Origin of the sequence: Mixta tenebrionis, from assembly GCF_006517625.1 — a bacterium.
Classification (GTDB): Bacteria; Pseudomonadota; Gammaproteobacteria; order Enterobacterales; family Enterobacteriaceae; genus Mixta; species Mixta tenebrionis.
Genome location: NZ_VHQI01000004.1, coordinates 1 through 19,888 on the forward strand (window position 1 = coordinate 1; position 19,888 = coordinate 19,888).

General features: G+C 51.2%; 12 protein-coding genes and 1 pseudogene. 7 read left to right on the forward strand and 6 right to left on the reverse strand.

Translation table 11 applies throughout. The annotated features are described in order from the left end of the window. The first annotated feature begins 179 nt into the window (after positions 1-179). The gene (locus tag FKM52_RS07530) at positions 180-1,442 is read left to right on the forward strand and encodes a tyrosine-type recombinase/integrase (RefSeq protein WP_141175597.1); all 1,263 of its coding nucleotides are present in this window, start codon (positions 180-182) and stop codon (positions 1,440-1,442) included. A 64-nt stretch (positions 1,443-1,506) separates the two neighbouring features. Beyond that, complete coding sequence (locus FKM52_RS07535; protein ID WP_141175598.1) at positions 1,507-1,737, forward strand: hypothetical protein; 231 nt, start codon at positions 1,507-1,509, stop codon at positions 1,735-1,737. Between the two features lie 324 nt (positions 1,738-2,061). Here the strand turns inward: FKM52_RS07535 and FKM52_RS07540 are convergent. The 5 genes and pseudogenes from FKM52_RS07540 to FKM52_RS07555 all read right to left on the reverse strand — a co-directional run bounded on the left by FKM52_RS07540 (position 2,062) and on the right by FKM52_RS07555 (position 5,938). After that, a pseudogene (locus FKM52_RS07540) lies at positions 2,062-2,951 on the reverse strand (integrase domain-containing protein). A gap of 259 nt (positions 2,952-3,210) precedes the next feature. Beyond that, positions 3,211-3,606, reverse strand: coding sequence for a hypothetical protein (locus tag FKM52_RS21670; protein ID WP_181407906.1), 396 nt, complete (start codon positions 3,604-3,606; stop codon positions 3,211-3,213). A 124-nt stretch (positions 3,607-3,730) separates the two neighbouring features. Beyond that, the gene (locus FKM52_RS07545; RefSeq protein ID WP_141175599.1) at positions 3,731-3,937 is read right to left on the reverse strand and encodes a helix-turn-helix domain-containing protein; all 207 of its coding nucleotides are present in this window, start codon (positions 3,935-3,937) and stop codon (positions 3,731-3,733) included. Next, positions 3,934-4,395 carry a hypothetical protein gene (locus tag FKM52_RS07550; protein ID WP_141175600.1) on the reverse strand — a complete coding sequence of 154 codons (462 nt, stop codon included), beginning with the start codon at positions 4,393-4,395 and terminating at the stop codon, positions 3,934-3,936. Before FKM52_RS07550 ends, FKM52_RS07545 begins: the two co-directional genes overlap by 4 nt. A gap of 532 nt (positions 4,396-4,927) precedes the next feature. Next, on the reverse strand, positions 4,928-5,938 hold the full coding sequence (locus FKM52_RS07555) for a DUF4917 family protein (protein WP_141175601.1): 1,011 nt from the start codon (positions 5,936-5,938) through the stop codon (positions 4,928-4,930). A gap of 285 nt (positions 5,939-6,223) precedes the next feature. Between FKM52_RS07555 and FKM52_RS07560 the strand changes: the two genes are divergently transcribed. From FKM52_RS07560 to FKM52_RS07580, 5 genes are all read left to right on the forward strand, one after another. Beyond that, entirely contained in the window at positions 6,224-7,459 is a 1,236-nt protein-coding gene (locus FKM52_RS07560; RefSeq protein ID WP_141175602.1) for a DNA cytosine methyltransferase, read from the forward strand. A gap of 2 nt (positions 7,460-7,461) precedes the next feature. Continuing rightward, entirely contained in the window at positions 7,462-10,026 is a 2,565-nt protein-coding gene (locus tag FKM52_RS07565; RefSeq protein WP_141175603.1) for a hypothetical protein, read from the forward strand. An 11-nt stretch (positions 10,027-10,037) separates the two neighbouring features. Then, complete coding sequence (locus tag FKM52_RS07570; protein ID WP_141175604.1) at positions 10,038-12,134, forward strand: coiled-coil domain-containing protein; 2,097 nt, start codon at positions 10,038-10,040, stop codon at positions 12,132-12,134. Positions 12,135-12,153: 19 nt separating this feature from the next. Further along, on the forward strand, positions 12,154-17,988 hold the full coding sequence (locus FKM52_RS07575) for a DEAD/DEAH box helicase (RefSeq protein WP_141175605.1): 5,835 nt from the start codon (positions 12,154-12,156) through the stop codon (positions 17,986-17,988). A gap of 104 nt (positions 17,989-18,092) precedes the next feature. Continuing rightward, the gene (locus tag FKM52_RS07580) at positions 18,093-18,506 is read left to right on the forward strand and encodes a very short patch repair endonuclease (protein ID WP_141175606.1); all 414 of its coding nucleotides are present in this window, start codon (positions 18,093-18,095) and stop codon (positions 18,504-18,506) included. Between the two features lie 573 nt (positions 18,507-19,079). Here FKM52_RS07580 and FKM52_RS07585 read toward each other — a convergent pair. Then, positions 19,080-19,865: a DeoR/GlpR family DNA-binding transcription regulator gene (locus FKM52_RS07585; protein ID WP_141175607.1), complete on the reverse strand. Its 786-nt coding sequence runs from the start codon at positions 19,863-19,865 to the stop codon at positions 19,080-19,082. Positions 19,866-19,888 lie beyond the last annotated feature (23 nt).

Below are 19,888 nucleotides of genomic sequence, written 5' to 3' on the forward strand. Positions count from 1 at the left end.
GTCCAGTCAGAGGAGCCAAATTCTTGTTTTCAGGCATGCTTACAAGTTCCTATTCAATTAGGTTTCAATAAGTTAGCGTGGAAATGTTTCCCGATGCGTATCTGGTTTTCCCTCCGCATCCGGCAAAATTGGTGGTCTGATTTGGGGTCATTTCAGTTCGATAATGGAGTGACCACCATATGTCTCTGTCCGACGCGAAAATCCGTAGTATCAAGCCTTCTGATAAACCCTTTAAACTGACCGACTATCAGGGTCTGTATCTGCTTGTTAATCCGGGCGGTTCACGCCTCTGGTATCTCAAATATCGCTTCAACCGAAAAGAATCCCGTATCGCATTAGGCGCCTATCCGCAGGTCTCGCTTTCCGACGCCCGCCAGCAGCGCGACGGTATCCGTAAGCTACTGGCGCAGAATATCAATCCCGCACAACAGCGTATGACTGAAAAAGCCGCCGCATCACCGGAAAAATGCTTTGAGGCCGTTGCGGTGGCATGGCACAAAACCAACAAAAAGTGGTCGGCTGACTATGCAGAGCGCATCCTCGCCAGTATGAAAAATCATATCTTCCCGGCAATCGGTCATCTGCCCGTCACGATGCTGAAAACGCAGCATTTCACGGTGTTGCTGAAAGTTATCGAGGATAAAGGCTTTCTGGAAGTCGCGTCCCGAACCCGGCAGCAACTCTGCAACATCATGCGCTACGCCGTTCAGCAGGGGCTGACAGAAAACAATCTAGCGCTGTATCTGGAAGGCGTCACCGCGCCGCCGGTTAAAAATCACTACCCCGCTCTGCCGCTGGAGCGGTTGCCCGAACTGCTGGGACGTATCGGTAACTATCAGCAGGGGCGGCAGTTAACAAGGCTGGCGGTAATGCTGACCCTGCATCTGTTTATCCGTTCCAGCGAGCTACGCTTTGCCCGCTGGAGCGAGATAGATTTCAGACACAAAATCTGGACTATTCCCGCCACAAGGGAAACGATTGAGAAAGTCCGTTTCTCTGGTCGTGGCGCAAAAATGCGTACTCCACATACAGTGCCGCTTTCTCGTCAGGCTATCGCCATTCTGAAGCAGATAAATGAAATCTCCGGGCATCTGGAACTGGTGTTCCCCGGCGACCATAACCCGTATAAGCCAATGAGCGAAAATACCATCAACCGGGCGCTTCGTCTGATGGGCTACGATACAAAAAACGATGTCTGCGGGCATGGCTTTCGGGCGATGGCCTGTAGCGCACTGGTGGAATCTGAACTCTGGTCGCGGGATGCCGTAGAGCGCCAGATGAGCCATCAGGAGAGTAACAGCGTGCGGGCGGCGTATATTCATCGCGCTGAACACCTCGACGCCCTCAAAGCCATGATGCAGTGGTGGTCGGATTATCTGGACGTGAGCCGCGAGGGGTATGTCGCGCCGTATATTTATGCGCGGCGGCATAAGGCAGCCTGAGCTAGTAGTAAGGTAATGTGTTGATAATGAAAAAGCAGTTCCCGGTTGCTCAGGAACTGCTTTTTTGCATTTGAAGAACCGGCTTCGCCTTTCTGTTTTCAACGAGAGAATAAACAGGCTGCACCAGTTAACAATTAACCACAAACTGCATCAGATTGCCGCCGTCGGAACGTTGCAGAACTGCGCCAGCTCCGGCCTTTTAAGCCCTTTGGCCTTTTCCGGTTTGGCGCTGTTACCCTTAATGGCCTTTACCCTTATCCCCTTTTCCTTTACTGGCGATGTCTTTATGCAATGACGATAATAATTCTCGCCTACACCAGTACGCGAATGGCTAGTTAAAGCGATTGATAACCCAACCATCGATAGGAAACTGCACCATAAATTTTGGGGCCAAAATTTTTTGTATGAAAAACGATGGATAGCTCATCTTATGAAAGGTAATAACTATTACCCTCTCTGCGGCATAATCCCATTATATTGATTCATAATGAATTTCATTGTTTTGATTGTTATTCCCGATTGAAATCAGGCATATCAAAAGGAAATCATCCAAAATTATTTACCCCAAAATAATTTGGGGTAGAAAACGATGAATAACAGGGGTAACGGAAGGCTACAGCTATCGGTCAGCATCCTCCCGCCGCCCATACACCTGCACCACCCAGCGCCCTCGCCCGTCGCCGTGGCCCAAATCCATCGCCGTCATCGCCAGCGCCTCTTTTTCACTGAATCCCTGCGCCAGATAATGCCGAATATCGTCCTGCGCCCAGGCATAACGCAAGGAGTGTGGGGAAGATACGCCCGTCAGCCCGATACGCGTCATGTGATTGCTCCAGTATTTCATCGTGCTTTTCAGGTCAGGCTTGTCAATCAACCGGTCGTGGCGTTGTTCTGCGACAGACAGTGCGTATCCAGCGCTTTTTTCACTGCGTCAGTATCCTGAATCAGGGTTTCGCGGGGCCGGTTGCCTTTGGTGCCGAACACCACGGTCAACCGGGTATCGCCGCGCGCCAGCGCTTGTTGCCACGTTTTCAGTGACTGCGCGCACCGTACCGCTTCCTCAGAGCGCAGCCCCATCAGCCTTGCCAGTTCCATCGCGGCCGCCAGTCCCGCGTCTTTCGTGCGGGCGGTTTCCAGCGCCTGATAGTAATACTCCGGCGTAATGGCCCGTTTTGTACCATTGCGCGACGCGCCCGCCAGCCCCAGCGCCCGGTTGCTTATCCGCGCGCTGTCGGCCAGCTTATCGCGTCCGGCCTGCCTCAGAATGACTCTTATCATGGCCGTTTCATTATGCAACGTGCGTTTTGCGATCCCCTGCGCCAACCGTTCGCGGATATAGCCTTCGATATCCCGGGCCTTCAGATGCCTGACGTAGCGGATCTGTACATTCTGCGCCACGACCAGACGTTGGCAAAACCGCTGCGCCAGCTTGATGTGGTCGTGAACCGTTTTATGACTGCCGCCCGCCTGCTTCGCCAGCCGCGTCATTTCCTGCTTAAGCATTCCCATACTTCCCCCTTTTCATCATTGCTGCAAAACCGATAACAGATACAACCTTCCCCGGCGCGTAGGCCGATAGCCCTGATTTTTTCGTCGGGCTGCGAACGATACCTGAGCGCCGGGGCGACGGCTGTTGAGGTGTTGTGGGGTATCGGTTGTGCTCTCTGAGCAGCCGCCCGCTTTCGCGGGTCATCCCCCGGATCGTCTAGATGCCTCTCCGGTATCGGTTCATGTCTTCCTTATGGGTAAATGGCCTGAAAAGGCAGTGTCAGAATCCAGCAATGAGCTGGCACAGTTGAGTTTTCTGGCGCAGATTGAAAAGGCTGCGTGCGTCACTTTCCCGCTCTGAGCGGATAAAGTGACGCACTGGCACTGGTGCAGTGTTAAAACGTTGCGTTTCTGGTGCAGTTTTACGGCCACGCGGCAGCAAAGCCTGACGGCAATGCAGGCCGCAGCCCGTAAGGGTAAAGGCGCTGGTTGTCAGCAACCGGGTGATTTCCGGCGTGGTGGAGCGTCGGCCAGCGAACTGGCGCAGTGAAGGGATGCATTGTCGGTGAAGTTCGACCTCTGCCGCAGTGTTCTGCGGCCCGACATTTTTGCAGAGGCTCTGCCGGTAAGGCGCCCATCCTGATACATCTGGCGCTTCTTTCAGGTCGTGAAGCATTTCGTGCGGGAGGGAGATTACCGCACGGCAAAGCATGCGGATAAGAGAAAATCGTTTCTTCGCTTCAAAGAATTAATAAGCAGAATGCGGCGCAGACCTGTATCAGACCTGCGCCGATGGGGCATCAGCGGTAGCGCGAAGGCCAGATTTTTTCAGGCGCGACGCCCAGCGCTTCGGCAATCAGCCTTTCGCCTTTGGGCCAGCGGCGGTTAAGGGCGTTGGTCAATGTGGAGGACGCCAGCCCGGCGTTACGGGAAACTGCCGCCAGCGACGTCCCCCGCTTTTTCAGCGCCGCGATAATATCGGCGGGATGCCAGACCGGTTGCATCATGCCGCCACCTCGTCGATAAAGGTCACGCCCTCGGCGGTGCGTAGACAGCGCGGAGCTTTGAGTTCAGCGGCGAAATACCAGACCAGTTCACACAGTAATCCGGTCAGCGTTCGCTCCATTTTCGGCAGCAACGCCCGCCCCGTCAGAAGCTGCGTCAGCGTAAGCGAATAGTCACAAAGTAATTCGGAACCGGGTTCAAAGCGAGGGTAACTGGCAGGAAGGGTATCAACGGTCAGACTTTCGATCAGGTGGGGCGGGATGGGGGCGTTCAACGAGGGCCGCAGCAGCGCGAGGCAGGCGGCAAGCCGTCCGCAGAGCGCCAGCCGCAGCGTCGGGTCGTCATTTTCTAGCAGGGTTTCGGCGAAGCGGTCGCAGTGGTCGGCCAGTACGGTGAAATCCGTGGCGGCATTGAAGGGAACGGAAAGTAACGGGTGTATCTGGGTGGGGATCGTAGCCATAGGGGCAGCCTCCAGTATGTGGTTTTAACACCACCACCTGAGGTTCCAATCTCATGGGTGGTGGACTGAACGGGGTTGGAACTACCGGCCATACTGGAACCGGCGCACCTTACGGTGCCCCCGCCCAGCCCACCATAATTTTGGTATATCTGAGCGTGCGACATAAAAAAAGACGCAGGCGCGTCATGTGTCGCCAGTATGGTTATATTTCGGGGTTCCAATCCCGGCACCTGATTTTGCAGGTGCGAGTAAAAGATACCGCGATTGGTTAGCTGCGGCAAGGGGTTATTTCACTAACCTCTATCAGATATATCACTTCGGGGAATTCTTTTGAGATAACTACAGATATGGCGTCAGGAGGTTCAAAACGGCTCTACGAAACCGCGGACTTATTTCCCCTAAGGGTGTTTTATTCGTCGCCCTCCCGACTTTAATCAGTAGCATACGCCCTCCGTTTATACGAACAGAGGATACAAAAGCAATGCGTAGAGCATTACAATCCGATGCAGCTGGCTAGAATAACGGGAAATTATCACTGATTTCCTAACGGGTTATTCCAACTACCAGGACTTTCGCTGTCAAAAAACTCTATGCGGACATCTTGCCCCAGATTGTCTTTGATTAATTGGGTGGCTCTGCAGCAATAAGCCTGATTTCTTTTAAAAACAGATACTGCGACTCGCTGTATTCCTGTTCCCGCCATTCGTTTTAGCAAATGTACGTCATGCTCTCCCATCCCCCAGCCTAATATCACCAGACTTTCTCGCGGTTCGGTGAGAACTTCCCGATAGACTGTTGATAAATAGAAGCTGTTTTGGATAGAGTTTACCTTTTGCTTATACGTTCCTTCGCTTACAAATAGAGGAACAACTTCCTCGCTTCGCCAACGATCCAGAATGGATTCAAGCAAACCCGCTCCCCTGATATGAATTTTATGTTCCTGTTCAACACGGTTTCGACATAATACGAGGCTGCCATGTGGATAAAAAACAAGCGTACTGGATTGCTCCCCGCCATACGGCGCTCTTAACCGTTGCCAGTCTTCGGCAAAAACGCCTCTGCCAAGAAAACAATCTTTAAATTTGTGACGATCCGGAATATCTAAACCATACGTCATAACCCAGTAAACGATAAGATCATAGTTGAGCGAAATAACCGTATCGAATCTTTTCAAAAAATCATAAATACAGGGCAATTGCCCGCTAACTTCATGGTGTTCGGGGTGTACATCGCGAACGGCCTGAATAAGACAGTCACGAACACTGACGTAGGCCTCATGAGTCCGCGCGTCCTCAATTTGTAAAAATTTATTGACGTTAGACGCCTGCCAAACGATGCGGAGGATGAGTTCAAAATCTTCGGTTTCAAAAAAATCAAACAGCCTGCGCGCGTCCTCCGCTAAACTCTCTCGCTGTCTGACGCACTCAAGCAGAGATCTATACGCAAAACGAGAGCTTACGGCAATACTCGCGCCATTGCCCAGTAAGATCGTTCCATTGTAGCTTTGCGCAAGCTCAGACCAGGGACGAATAACAAACGGCATACTCGGTTTTCCTGTCTATAAGTAAAGTATTTCTTTAAATATAAATATGTTACGGCAACGACACAACTACGCATACAAAATCAGACGATCTTTTTCACTATCGAATCAAAAACATATCATTAACAGTTAAGGGATAAATCGTCACCAGCACTTAAGTTCAGGTAATAAGCCTAATGTCCATGTAGCTATTATCCTCATGATTTTATAGACTATCTCTCCGAGTGTGTCGTTTTTCGGCAGTTAAACGCCCCCTCCGATTCATCAACATAAGTTTATGGTCAGGCAATGAAAAAAGAAGCCGTCACGAGAAAGAACGGATCAAGATCAGAAGAGGCGCACGAGGCGGAATTCGGCTTCTATGAGTTTTTCGCTGGCGGCGGTATGGCCCGAGCCGGTCTGGGAAAACAGTGGCGATGCCTGTTCGCCAACGACATGGATCCGATAAAAACGTCGTGTTATATCGAGAATTGGGGAGCCGAACATTTTGATGAGCGCGATGTGCGTGAAATCAAACCAAGCGATCTGAGCGGACACGCTGATTTAGTCTGGGCCTCATTTCCCTGTCAGGATTTATCACTGGCCGGCAATGGGCTTGGAATCGGCAAGATCGACGCCGGCGAGGGTGAAACCACGCGTTCCGGAGCGATATGGCCTTTTCTTGATTTAGTAGATAAACTTGAAGAGGAGAATCGGAAGCCGCCGATACTGGTTCTTGAAAATGTCCTTGGGTTGCTGACATTGGATCAGGGACGCCATTTCGCTGCGATATGCCGTCAGTTAAGTAAAATGGGCTACTGCCATGGCGCAATGATCATTGATGCAAAGCACTTTCTGCCTCAATCCAGACCCCGCGTATTTATCGTTGCGATTAGTCGTCAGTTCTCCGTTCCTGCATCTTTACTTTCAAAAGAACCTCTAACGCAATGGCATTCGTCTTCTCTTCTTCGCGCCTGCGAGACGCTTCCTGCGGAGACGCGCGGCGACTGGATTTGGTGGACGCCCGGCGACGCGCCGGATTCGAGAACAAAGGAACTTACCGACCTTATTGATTGTGAAGATCAAAACGCGTTATGGCACTCTGCCGATGAAACCCAAAGACTGATCGATATGATGGCGCCGGCGCATCTGACACGTCTGACGAAAGCGCGGGAATCAGGAGAAACGACAATAGGCAGTCTTTATCTTCGCATGCGCAGAGAAAAAGGCGTCAACCGGCAACGAGCTGAAATCACGTTTTCTCCTGTTATCGGTTGTCTGAGAACGCCGAAAGGCGGCGCGTCCCGCGCCCGTATTATCGTCGCCGATAAAGGCGAGGTGAAAACGCGCCTGCTTTCGGTTAAAGAAGCGGCGGCATTAATGGGGCTGCCGGAAGATTTTATCCTTCCTACCGCATATCAATCAGCGTTTAAGATCATTGGCGACGGACTTGCCGTTCCGTCCGTCCGTTTTCTGGCCGAGCGCATACTGGAGCCTCTGGCGGCATCGGTCCGAAACGACAGTCATCAGACAGAGGATAGATAAGCATGAATTGGACGCCGCCCGTTACGCCCGATGGTTGGGAAAGTAAGCTAGTCGATTATTTTCTCCGGTTCGGCGCTGACGGCGATGCGCAGGATATTCGTTGGTTTGAAGTGACGCCGTCGACGCTCGCGGCGGCATTCGCCGACAGCGGCGTCGGCGCGGATGAAATAGAAGAAGCATTTCGGACCTGTATGTCGAAAATACCGGATCTGCCGCTGCGCCTTGAAAGCGGCATGATGGAAAGATCCAACGACAAATCGCCCGGATATTTCACTTATCTTGTCATGACGCTGCTTATAAGCAGTCAATTCGATGCCCAAGAAGGACATAATAACTTTCGCCTGAAGTTACAGAACTGGCTTCGGACAGAACATAGTTATCAGAATCTGGCGGGCGTGAACGCGATGTGGGAAGCGCTGGCCGATTGGCTTGAACGGCGAATTCAGAAAGGAGAACCCTATCGCCGCCTCTGTTTGCCGGAGATCCCCGCAAGCTGGAGCCATATCGGCTATACCCTGCGTCTGGCTTTTCCCGGGAAAGCGGATCTACGTTTGATGCGCCGTGTTCTTACGAGCCATCCGCAAGCCGTTTCCAGTCCCAGACTGTTAATTGATTATTTTCAGGCGGCGATTCAAAAAGAAAACGCCTCTCATGCGCTGAGAGAGGCGTTTAGCGAGTTCAGAGAAGCGTGGTTTTCAGGACGCAGGGCGCTTGCCGACATGCCTTTCTGGCGTTTGCGTCTGCGGGCTATGGCGTTGATCTCCAATATTGAGACGCGTAAAGCGATCATCTATATGCGCGTTGATTTCGACGGTTCGCGATGTTACTTCAGCGCCGCCGGCGAGAATAACGAAAGCATTTTCGCCCCTTCGTTGTCCGACGCGTTATTAGCGGCGTCTGCGGAAAATAGCGACAATTTGGGCAACGCCGCGCAGAGCGGCCTACTCTTTTTCCATCAAGTCGGCCATGGACGCTGGAGAGCTATAGCCGCTCCCGACGTGTTTTCTTTCAAATTTCACATCGCGTTATCTTGTAAATACGCCGAGCGCGCAAGCCAATATTTTGACGATGCGGTCACAGAAAACGACTGGATTCTGACGTCGCGTCCGCAGAGCCGTCATGTAGCGATAGAGATATTTCGCGCGCTGAAAGCGTCATCGACCGCGCTGGATGAACAGGTCTCTCGCCTGCAGTTTTCCGACGGCATCCGAGTGCCGGGCGGGTGGCTGGGATTACCCGCTTTTCTGCCGACCGTCCATTCAGACACGCAAAACTACAGAATTTACGCGCCCCAGGGAACCGGCGCGAAAGTCAGCGTCAGGGAGAGGGATGGACGTTTGACGTCATCAATGCCTCTTAACGGCGAGTTTATTATCGAACCAGAGCTGGAAATCGGCGAGAAAACGCCGCCATGGCGACAACGGGCGCGTTTTTTCGAGCGCGCCGTTCCGCGTCCTGCGCAGGAAGATAGCGCCAGATATCGCCTCGAACCTCTTACCGATTGGACGACGTCTCCTCTAAAAACGCCGACATTCCACGCCGAAGCACCCCTGATGATGGAAGACGGCGATGCGCATCACGAGCATCTTCTGGAGGCAATTTACGCCAGCGGCGCCAGCGGCTGGGAAGAAATTGAATTAGTCGCGCTTCTGGAACGCGCCGCAGACGGCGTTAATGTGTGGCATTTGATTCGCTGTTTGCATGACGCTGGTCTGATAGAGCCGCGCTTACGCCAAGGCTGGAAAGGTCGGGTATGGACGTTAGTCAAACCTTCGCTGCTTCGTATTCGCAACGGGGATGACAACCTGGTCGTCGTGGAAGGCGCAACCTGCGCCAACCTTATAGATGATTTTCAAAAAGCGGTTGCCGGGGTGGGCGGAAAATGCTTTCGTCGCAGCGGCGTAAGCGTCTGGTCTCCTCCTGTATTCGGCGCGGAGATCGATGATCCCGTCGAGTTGTCCCGAGTTATGGAATGGCAGCTTATCGATGCGCCGTCGACGTCTGATATGACGCCTCTCGCACTAACGTCGACGCACCGAACTGCTGTACTGCACGTTCAAGCAGCCTACTGGGACTGGCGTTCGGGACGTTTTCTGTCGCAGGCGAATTCAGATAGCGAAGCGCCCCTTTTAACGCGTTATGTTCATCCTGGCGGGCGCGACCATGATGTGTATAGGGTTGTTTCCCGGCGAGGAACGGCGTTTTTCTTGTCCCGAACCGCCGCGATTATCGTCGCGAGCGTGGATGCGCGCCGCCCAACGTTCAGGCGTATCGCGGAAAATCATTTTATTTGTCTTGCCGACGACTGCGGCTTGCCCGACGCGCTGGCGACGGGATTACGGCGCAGCGTGCTTAGAAACGGCGGCCCGACGGAAGCTGGATACGCTTATCCTCTTGACGACGCTTCTTTCCGCTGGCTGAGCCGACTGCTTCCAGGATGCTTCTTTTCTCTCCCCTCAGGTAACGATTGTGACGTTAATCAGTTAGTTTCCGCGGCTCGCCATTCCGGCGGGAAAACGCGTCTGGGATGGCGAAACGGGCGTTTGGCGTTATGGGCTGAAAAATAAGGAAATGAATAATGAAGGATATTCCCTGGTATATTGGCCGGTACGATCGACGAAACGACCGGTTTTCTTATTTTAAAGTCGTCGCGCAGGAGACTGAGAACGGTTGGCTTGCGCTCGACAACCCTAAAAAAATGTTCCCCCGCACGGGAGAAGTCGAACTTACCGGATTCGACGCTTCGCAGTTTCGGCCAAATGGCTGGATCGTCTTCCAAGTGGATTCAAGCGCGCGCAGCAAACTGGCGCGAGCGAAACATCCCCGCCGCATTTATCCTTTCTATGATTTATCCTCGGCGCAGTCTCTCCTTGCGTTGCGTCGCCACCTCAGCCTCGAAGGAATTGAAACGCACGGCGAGCCGGGACAATGGGCTATCCGCTTCGGAATCGGCGAACTCATCCTGGCGAATTTGATGGAATCGAAACCGGGTCATTTTATCCTATCCAGAAACCAGAACGTTCCTGAATACGTGTTTAATGAAAGCGGAATAATCGTCGTATCCGGCCTGTCTGAAAACAGCAAGGCGTTTTATATACCTGATGCGAATGCTTCGCCCTGTCAGACCCATGACTGGACGTCGGATAAGCACTACATTGAACACACCGTTCAGCTTATCGCCGGAGCCGACTCATCGATGATGATCGCTTTATGGCTCCGTAAGCACGCCGACGAACAAAGCGGGAAATTAAAATCCGGCGTCGACGATCTGCTAGCCGCCGCTCAGGCTCTCCGTTCTGGAGAACTGGCGAAAAAGCTGCAAGAAGAGGGTTCTCTGGCCCGAGGACTCGCTGAAGCGATATTGCTTGACGGCGAGATCGCCAACCTTCTTGAACGTCAGATACAAAATATCGCGGAAGAAGAGCGAAGTAGATTACGTTCCGAGCAGCAAAAAGCGCTCGACGGAGAGTTTTCCGCAGAACGTCTACACCGTCGCGAAGTTATTGAAGCGGAAATGGCGGCCTTTCAGACGGAGAAAAGAAGCGAGAGCGAGCATGAAATCGCGCAATTACGACTGAGCGAGGAAGAAAAATTACATGCGGAACTCTTAGAAAAACAAATAAATATCGAAAAAACGCTAAAACGTGAGAAAGAAGATCTCGAAAACGAGATCAACCGGCTGAAAGACGCTGTCGCAGATTTACTCAACCAAAGCGAAAGTCAGCGCCGAATTTTAGCTTCTCTGACAGCCGAGCGTGAATCGTCTTTGGCCTCTCTTCGGGATGCCGAAGAGCGCGCCGCCTTGGCGCAGGCCGAGCTTGAAAAAATAAATGTCGCGATTGCTGAAAAAGCGCGCCGAATGGCGCATTCGGCGATCCCTGAAATACGCCTTCCTGTTAAAGCGAAAGCGGTTTCCAGCGCAGAGTTCGGGCGCATCGTCAGAGAAAACGAATTACTGACGCATGATGGGAAGATATTGATGGAACAATTTCTGGCGTTGATGCTGGCCGGCGAATGTCCATTGCTGTACGGTCCTGAAACTCAAGACTTCCTAGCTATCGCCGAATCGCTTATCTCTTCAGGTCGCTCCATCCGGCAGACTGCCGATCCGACGATGATTTCCTACGAAGATCTCTGGGTTCGCGCGGGAAATAGCTTGGCGACGCCGCTTTACCAGGGATTGCTATTGAGCGACGCCGACCTCCCCCGAACCATCCTCGCCGTCATCGAGCGTATCGAATGTTCCGCCGCACGCTTCTGGCTGCCTGCGCTGAAAGACAGATTACGCCGCGGCGATCTACCTCGACGATTTTTAATCTGTGGCACAATTGAAAACGAAGATTGCGACGAAGCGGAAGTGATGAAGAAAGAACATCTTCTCCTGCAGGTGAAGAATGCCATCGTTCATAATGCGATTACGCTATCTCCCCTATACCTTTCCGCTGAACATTATCGCGAGCTGGAGCTGGGCCTTGCGCCGCAAAATTCAACCCCGGATAAACTCGCTATTGCGGATGAAATGCCGAGTGAACGCTTTGACGTAGTTAATACGCAACGAGCGACGAGATCAGCGCTGGAAGTTGCATTGCTTGACGATAAAAACAAGGCAGTAAATCAAAAACGCTTAATCGATTTATTTGCTGATTTACAAAATAACGAGCTGGGCGTCCAATAGATTACAGGAGAAGGAAATCATGTTAGATCCGATTGGCGGCTTTCGCCGTATTCAGGACTTCTTTATTTCATATATTGAAACCAACTTCCGAATTGCCGACCCTTCCATCGCGGCGTCAAGACGCGAACTGCTGAACAGCAGCGGAGAGTTCGCCGCAGAGCCCTATATTGAGCCCGTTTTACGATATGAGTCTTCGGATAGAACCCTTGAAGATTTGGCCGATATGGAAAACGGTCCGCTAAGCCGCCTATCACCAAAAGGCCGAAGAGCATTTGTCGAACTGGCATTATCCGGTCTGTTCGATTCTAAACCCGGCGACGCGGTCTGGCCGCGTCGTTCAGTCCATGCGCCCTATCTTCATCAAGTGAAAATGCTGGAGCGCGGTATTCGTCCCGGTTGCCCTGGCATAGTGACATCAGGTACGGGTTCGGGAAAAACGGAAAGCTTTATGTTGCCTATACTGGCCGCATTATCGAATGAAGCGGTCAATTGGCCCGTTCCCTGCGACGGCTACCTGCAAAATCGATGGTGGAATGAAACGGAAGCAAACTGGGTTGCTTATCGTAAAGGAGAAAAACGTCAGGCGGCGGTCAGAGCGTTGGTGCTTTATCCGATGAACGCGCTGGTTGAAGATCAAATGGCGCGTTTGCGTAAAACGCTGGATTCCGATGAGGCGAGACAGGTTATGGAACATCGTTTCGCTGGAAACAGGATCTTCTTCGGGCAATATACCAGCGCCACGCCGGTTACCGGTTACGCCAGTCATCCCCGTCTTTCCGCCGTCAATTCGGAGAAAAGTCGCCGCGCCGATAACCTTGAAAAATTACGTAAAACATTGAACCGAATCGACTGCGATCAACAGGCCGCGCGAGCGTTCGACGAAAAAGAAAAAACGCCGGAAAAGACCCGATACATCTTCCCTTCGACAGACGGCGGGGAAATGGTTTCACGCTGGGATATGCAGGCCGCGCCGCCGGATGTTCTCGTCACCAACGCTTCAATGCTAGGGGCGATGCTTTCGCGAGAAGTCGAAGACAATATTTTCGACATTACGCGCGAATGGTTGATGAATAATGACGACGCTTACTTCTATCTGGTGTTCGACGAACTGCATTTAATGCGCGGCTCCGCAGGTACTGAAACCGCTATGCTGATTAAGTCGCTGATTGTTCGGCTCGGACTTGATGCCCCTAAACACCGTTACAAACTGCGTTTGTTGGCGTCTTCCGCATCTCTCCCGATGGAAGGCGCGGGTGGCGAACAATCGCGGAAGTACCTGCGAGATCTCTTCGCTCCCTTCGGTACTTGCCTCGATTCTCTGGATGCCGGCAGCGATAAGCCGGATTTTTGGCGAGACTGCGTCATTGAGGGAAAACCCTTCATACCTAAACCAGAAAGAAAAGTTGACGCGAAGCCTTTTTCCGCCCTGATGCGAATAGTCCTTAAAGAGCAAGGAGGTACTGTTCGCCTCCTGGAAATGACAGATGAGCTTAATCGGGCTTTGCATAATGCTTTTCTAGCCCTTGGCGTAAAAGAACAGAACAGCAAACAAGGTATTAAACAGGCGGCGGAAATTGCAGCCGCATTATTAACCAACGGCTGTATTGAAAAAGATGGCGACAAGCCGCGTGCGATGCCTCCCAATTACATCATTAACAAAATTTTTCTGGGGGAAAGTTGGGGCGGAAAGGAGGAATCTGAACTTGCGTTACGCGGGTTAATGTTGTTGCGCGCGCTTCCGGATTCCATGCCTGATTGCGAGAAACCTGAGACCGCTACGCCGGCTTTTCGCGTACATACATTCGTTAGAAATATTGAGGGTTTCTTCGCGTCCGTATCGCCTGGAGAGCGAAAAGCGAAGTTCGCCGATTTTTGTCTGGAGCGCGGCCTATCGCACGCGCCTTCAGCCTCAGGAGAAGAACGCGGTCGTCGTCTATTCGAAATGTTGTACTGCGAAGCGTGCGGCGATTTACTGCTCGGCGGTCAGAAGGGACAAAATAATGAAGGCGCTACGGTAGAATTGTTGCCCTCGGCGACCAATCTGGAAAACCTTCCCGAACGCCCCGGCGCTGAATATTACGATGATATGACGCTGGATGAATTTGCGGTTTTCTGGCCTGTTGATAAAGATCCAGCAAACAGCGAAAAAGGTTGGGATAACTGGCAGAAGGCGACGCTGAATCCTGTCACAGGCATTGTGACTGTCGGGCAAGAAACGCCGGCGATGGACGTCGACGCAGTTCGCGGATATCTCTATTTCCAGAATTCGGTTGCAACTAAAAAAGGCGAGCCGGCGAAAACACCTTCCGCACAGCCTTTCTGTTGCCCTAACTGCGGTATCGACTATTCCAGTCGACCAGCGACCAACCGTGCCAGAACGCCCATTCGCGCATTCCGTACCGGTGTGACTAAATCATCCCAGCTGGTGGCGACGGAGCTATTTGAATTACTGCATGCGATCGGCGCAGATGCGAAGAGTATTGTCTTTTCGGATAGCCGACAGGATGCAGCATCGATGGCGCTGGAAATCGAACGTCTGCACTTGCGCGACTTGCGCAGGGAAATATTGGTCACGACAGCCAGAGCGATTATCAGAGAAGCTGAAAAAGAGTACATTCCAGAAGAGGAACTTAATGAAAAAATAGCCAAAGCCAAGCAGGCCGAGGACGATGATGAGTTCGGAAGGCTATATGTGCTCAAAAAAAGCCAAGAAAGCATTGCAACTCTCTGTAAATTCAGGCGAGTAAAAATTGTTAGCTTACTGGAATCAGAAGGCGATTCCATCGGAAAGATATCATCTGAACTGGCGGGATTAGGAATATCGCCCTATAAATATCGCCCTGACGCTAATGGAGACGACAGCGCCGTCTGGCACGCCAATTTTGTAAAGGACGGGAATATCGTTAAATATCATGAAAGGCTATCTTCATCTAACCGGCTGGAACTCAAAAAGAAGATAATCGACAATCAATCCGAATTAATCGATGACGTTATTTTCGCCAACACTTTCTTTGCGTTGGAGGAGACGGGACTGGCGTATCCATGCATTTCGGATAAAGAGGATATGCCCGAACTTGACGCCTGGCTAAGGGTGTTCGCCGGCGTTTATCGCGTCAAAGAAAATAAATATTTCGATCCCGAACAATCTGTCGAATGGAATACAGGAAAAGATGTTAATAAAGAAAAAGTTAAACGTGTCGCCAAAGCTTTATTTGGCGACAATAATTATCTGGATAATTTGACGCGAGTCTTAAATCAATTTGCTGCTAAAGAACACGCGGCAGGTTTATTCAATATCGGCAAATTGTTCCTCAAAGTAGCTAAACCTGGCGATCCTTACTGGCAATGCGGCAACTGCGAGAGGATTCACTTACATTTAGGGTTTAAGCGTTGTACCCGTTGCACGGAACCGCTTGATATTAAACCCAGAGGCTTCGTTGAAACGCTATGGGAAGACAATTTTCTTGGCAAACGCATTGTACGCGGCGAACGAGACGGAGTTAAACGCTTCCGGTTGAACGTCGAGGAATTGACGGGACAGACGGATGACTTTTCCGATCGGCTTCGTAAATTCAAAGGCATTTTCGTCGATAAGATGAGCGAACTTGAAAAACTGGATGCGGAAATCGATATGCTTGCCGTCACCACGACGATGGAGGTCGGCATCGATATCGGCTCTCTTCAGTCAGTTTATCAGGCCAACATGCCGCCTCAGCGCTTTAATTACCAGCAGCGCGTCGGCCGGGCCGGGCGGCGCGGTCAGGCTTTTTCTTTTGTCATTACGTTTTGTCGCGGACGTACTCACGACGCCTATTATTTCGCCCATCCTCATGCAATTACCGGCGATCCACCGCCACCGCCCTTTCTGGCGGTAGATCATGACGCCATTCCATTAAGACTCTTGCGGAAAGTATGGCTTAGGGCCGCGTTTAATCTTTTGCGTGGGGAGGATCACAAAAACGGGATAACGTTCCCTGGCGATAAACTTGTTCCGCCTGATATTCATGGCGAATATGTTTCGACGCATGATTACTATTATAACGATGAAGTGAACTGGGCTAAGCGATTGCAAGGCGCGTTGGAAGCAACCTGCAATATACGAGAGCGTTTTATTGAAGCCGCAACGTTCGCCCCAGAGCAAAGAGAACATCTTTATTCCGAATTAAACGCCGAAAAAATAATCAATGAAATCGCCGAACTGAATGCTTACGCGCCTGACGACAGCGTAGGGCTTGCCCGTTTTCTGGCTGAACGCGGGAAACTGCCGATGTATGGAATGCCGACTCGGGTACGCAACCTTTATTTGGGATTACGCAAAATAAAAGGCCTGAATGACCAAACTGAATACGAATGGTCGACGATGGATCGCGATATTGATCTTGCGGTTTTCGAGTATGCTCCTGGCTCGGTATTGATCAAGGATAAGAAAAAGCATGAAGTGATCGGCTTCACCGGCAATTACCGAGAACCGCAAGTCAGGAACAACCGGATAGAGGATCTATCGACGGTAGGTTCATGGTTGGAATCGTGCAGTCATGTTGCAATTTGTCCGGCATGTGGTTCCGCAAAGCTGGAGCCTAACCAACCTGATAACGACATTAATTGCGAGGATTGCGGCACGCCTATCAATCCCAGCGAATTTAAACTCTACATCACGCCTGCCGCTTTCCGTACGGATTTCGAACCCAAAGACGATATTGATAGTTTTACCCGCATGTCGTTAAAAACTACGGCAATCGTGTTGCATAAGGGAACTTTAGAGGATTACGATTCTTTTATCGTACGACGCGGCGCTGTTACTATTTTGCGTCTTAACGATGGACCGATAAACGGAGAGAAGGAAGGTGAACGATTTACTGTTGATCTGGCGACAGACCAAAAAGCGCCGGCTCCTCTTGCCAATCGTCGTCCGTCGATTAAGGGCAAACAAGCCATTGATTCTGGCTGGCTGAAATCTCACAATAATTCCCGCTGGCGGTGCAACGGCGAGAAGAAAAGCTTTGGGCTTGTATCGAGCAAGCAGACTGAGTCGCTTCACCTTGAATTAATGAAATTCGATTCTCGCCTTAATCTGAATATGGTCGCCAGATACGGCGAGTACATGAATCTGCCTACGCGAGCGGCGGCCATCAGCGCGACTCAAATATTAACGCATAAGGCCGCGCTCTATCTGGATGTCTCGCCTGACGAATTCGAAACGCTTGAACCCCGATTGCATCATGGCAAACCTATACTGCAAATCGCAGATGCGTTAATCAATGGTTCAGGATTATGTCGGCGCCTTGCCGAACCCGAGTTCGCCGACGGTTCTCCTTTGATAGTTACATTGCTACATCAAATTCTGGAAGATAAGAACGATTGGCCAATGGTGGATTTTCTGGAAAAAGATCATCCCTCCCAATGCCAAACAGCCTGTTATAAATGTATACAGCGTTACGGCAACCGCCGGTATCATGGCTTACTGGACTGGCGTTTAGGCATAGCTTATTTGCGTGCGATGGTTATGCCTGAGTTCGCCTGCGGCCTAAACGCCGATGATTGGAATCACCCGGAGATGAAAGGATGGCGCGAAAGAGCGTTCGAACTTGCGAAAGACGTCGAAGCGCTGCGTCCAGGCACCATCATATTATCGGAAGAATATTCATTGCCGATTCTGACGGAAATACAACAAGATGGGAAAGAGCTTTGGCGCGCAGTCGTCACACATCCCCTATGGCAATGGAAAGAACCTGAACGTAATGCCCTGATGGATTCTTTTGGATTGGTTGATGGGAGATTGCCGCTAAGATTCGTCGATACGTTTGAACTGGAAAGACGACCGTTGCGTGCGCTGGCGAATCTTAAACGAGGTTAAAGCATCGTAATAGAGCCTTTTGCTATTGATTGATGTTTTCTAGCAGGCCGCAGGCGCTTTCGCACCGAAAGCGCTTTTGACCGTCGGCATAGCGAGGTTTTCTGATGGATACATTTACTCCGGCTAAACGAAGCTACGTAATGTCCAGAGTCAAGGGAAAAAATACCCGGCCTGAACGAGTCGTCAGACGTCTCATCTATCATGCAGGATTTCGTTATCGTTTATGCGACCCACGACTGCCTGGCAAGCCTGACTTAGTCTTTTGGGGAAAACGCAAAGCCATCTTCGTACATGGCTGCTTTTGGCATGGTCATGAAGGATGCCGGCGAAATCGCATGCCAAAATCAAATCAGGAATATTGGTTTGCAAAACTAGAAAGAAATAAATCGAGGGATTCCCTGAATTTATCAAAGTTACACGAAATGGGCTGGCGAACGTTGATAGTTTGGGAGTGCGAACTTAAAGAGACGGAGATCCTGCTGGAAAAATTGAAAGCGTTTTTAACAGACGATGCTTAGATAGAAAGCGACAGTGTTTTTTAACCGCTCCATCGCAGGTAGAAAATGGTGGTCATTCTGGTGGTCCTGACAACCCAGAAATTTTTACTTTAGCTTATCAAACAGCCAGTTAATGGCAAAGGCGATCCCAGTCAGAGGAGCCAATTTAAGGGAAGCAGACGTTCACTGGCGTCTGCTTTCTGCATTTCTGTCGTCTGGTTCACCCTTCTTCAGGTTCACTCTTGTTCAATAAAAACCACCCGAAGCCATATCTTTTTGATGGTNGGAAGCAGACGTTCACTGGCGTCTGCTTTCTGCATTTCTGTCGTCTGGTTCACCCTTCTTCAGGTTCACTCTTGTTCAATAAAAACCACCCGAAGCCATATCTTTTTGATGGTAAAAAATGTTGGTAATGCTGGTTCGATTTCTCTTTTACCAACAATCGACAGGGTGTTTTCATGTCACTGACTGATATTAAAGCAAAAGCTTATTGACGACGGCGACAGACGCCGCGTCAATAAAAGGAACCGCAGCCGGCAGAGGCTTCCGCCGGGCATACGAGCGATATACGCCACAAAAAACAGGCCGGCCCGACTAATTTTCCGGCGGAGAAACAATCAGCTCCACATTCTCTTCCTTCAGCAGGTTCCTGAAAGAAGCTGGCGGCGGCTCATCGGTAAAGAAGGCTCTGACCTGACGGGCATTACCAATAGAAACAGCGGCAGATGCGGTAAATTTGGTGTGATCGGCCACTAACAGCGTATGGCGGGCATGCTTAATCATCGTTTTCGCAACAAGGGCTTCATTTACATCAAACTCCAGCAGCGTCCCATCCTGCACAATAGCCCCAATACTGGTGATCAGATAGTCCGCCCTGAAACCTTCGATAAAATCTACGGCTCCCGGCCCGACGATGCCGCCGTTATGGGCGCGCAGCGTGCCGCCGGGCACCATCACTTCAATATCCTGGTTTTTATACAGGGCTTGCGCCACGCGCAGGCTGTTAGTGATGATGCGCAAATCGTGACGATTGAGCAAGGCGCGGGCGACCGCCTCCACGGTAGTACCGATAGTAATAAAGACGGTACAGCGTTCAGGAAGATAATCAGCAACGGCTTCCGCCATCGCCCGCTTTTCCTGGGTCAGCGACAATTCTCGTTGTTCAAAGGCAGTATTCATGAAGCTGGACACCCGCCCGGCCCCGCCATGATGACGGGTGATCAACCCCTGCTCGCTTAGCTTACGGATATCCCGACGCACCGTTTGCGTGGAAACGTCCAGCAGCTGTGCTAACTCTTCGATATTCATATAGCCGCGTTCCGTAATGTAGTGAACCAGCCTATCGTGGCGTGGGTTGCCGGTAACTTCGGTAATGCTCATGAATACTCCTGTCGATTTCATCC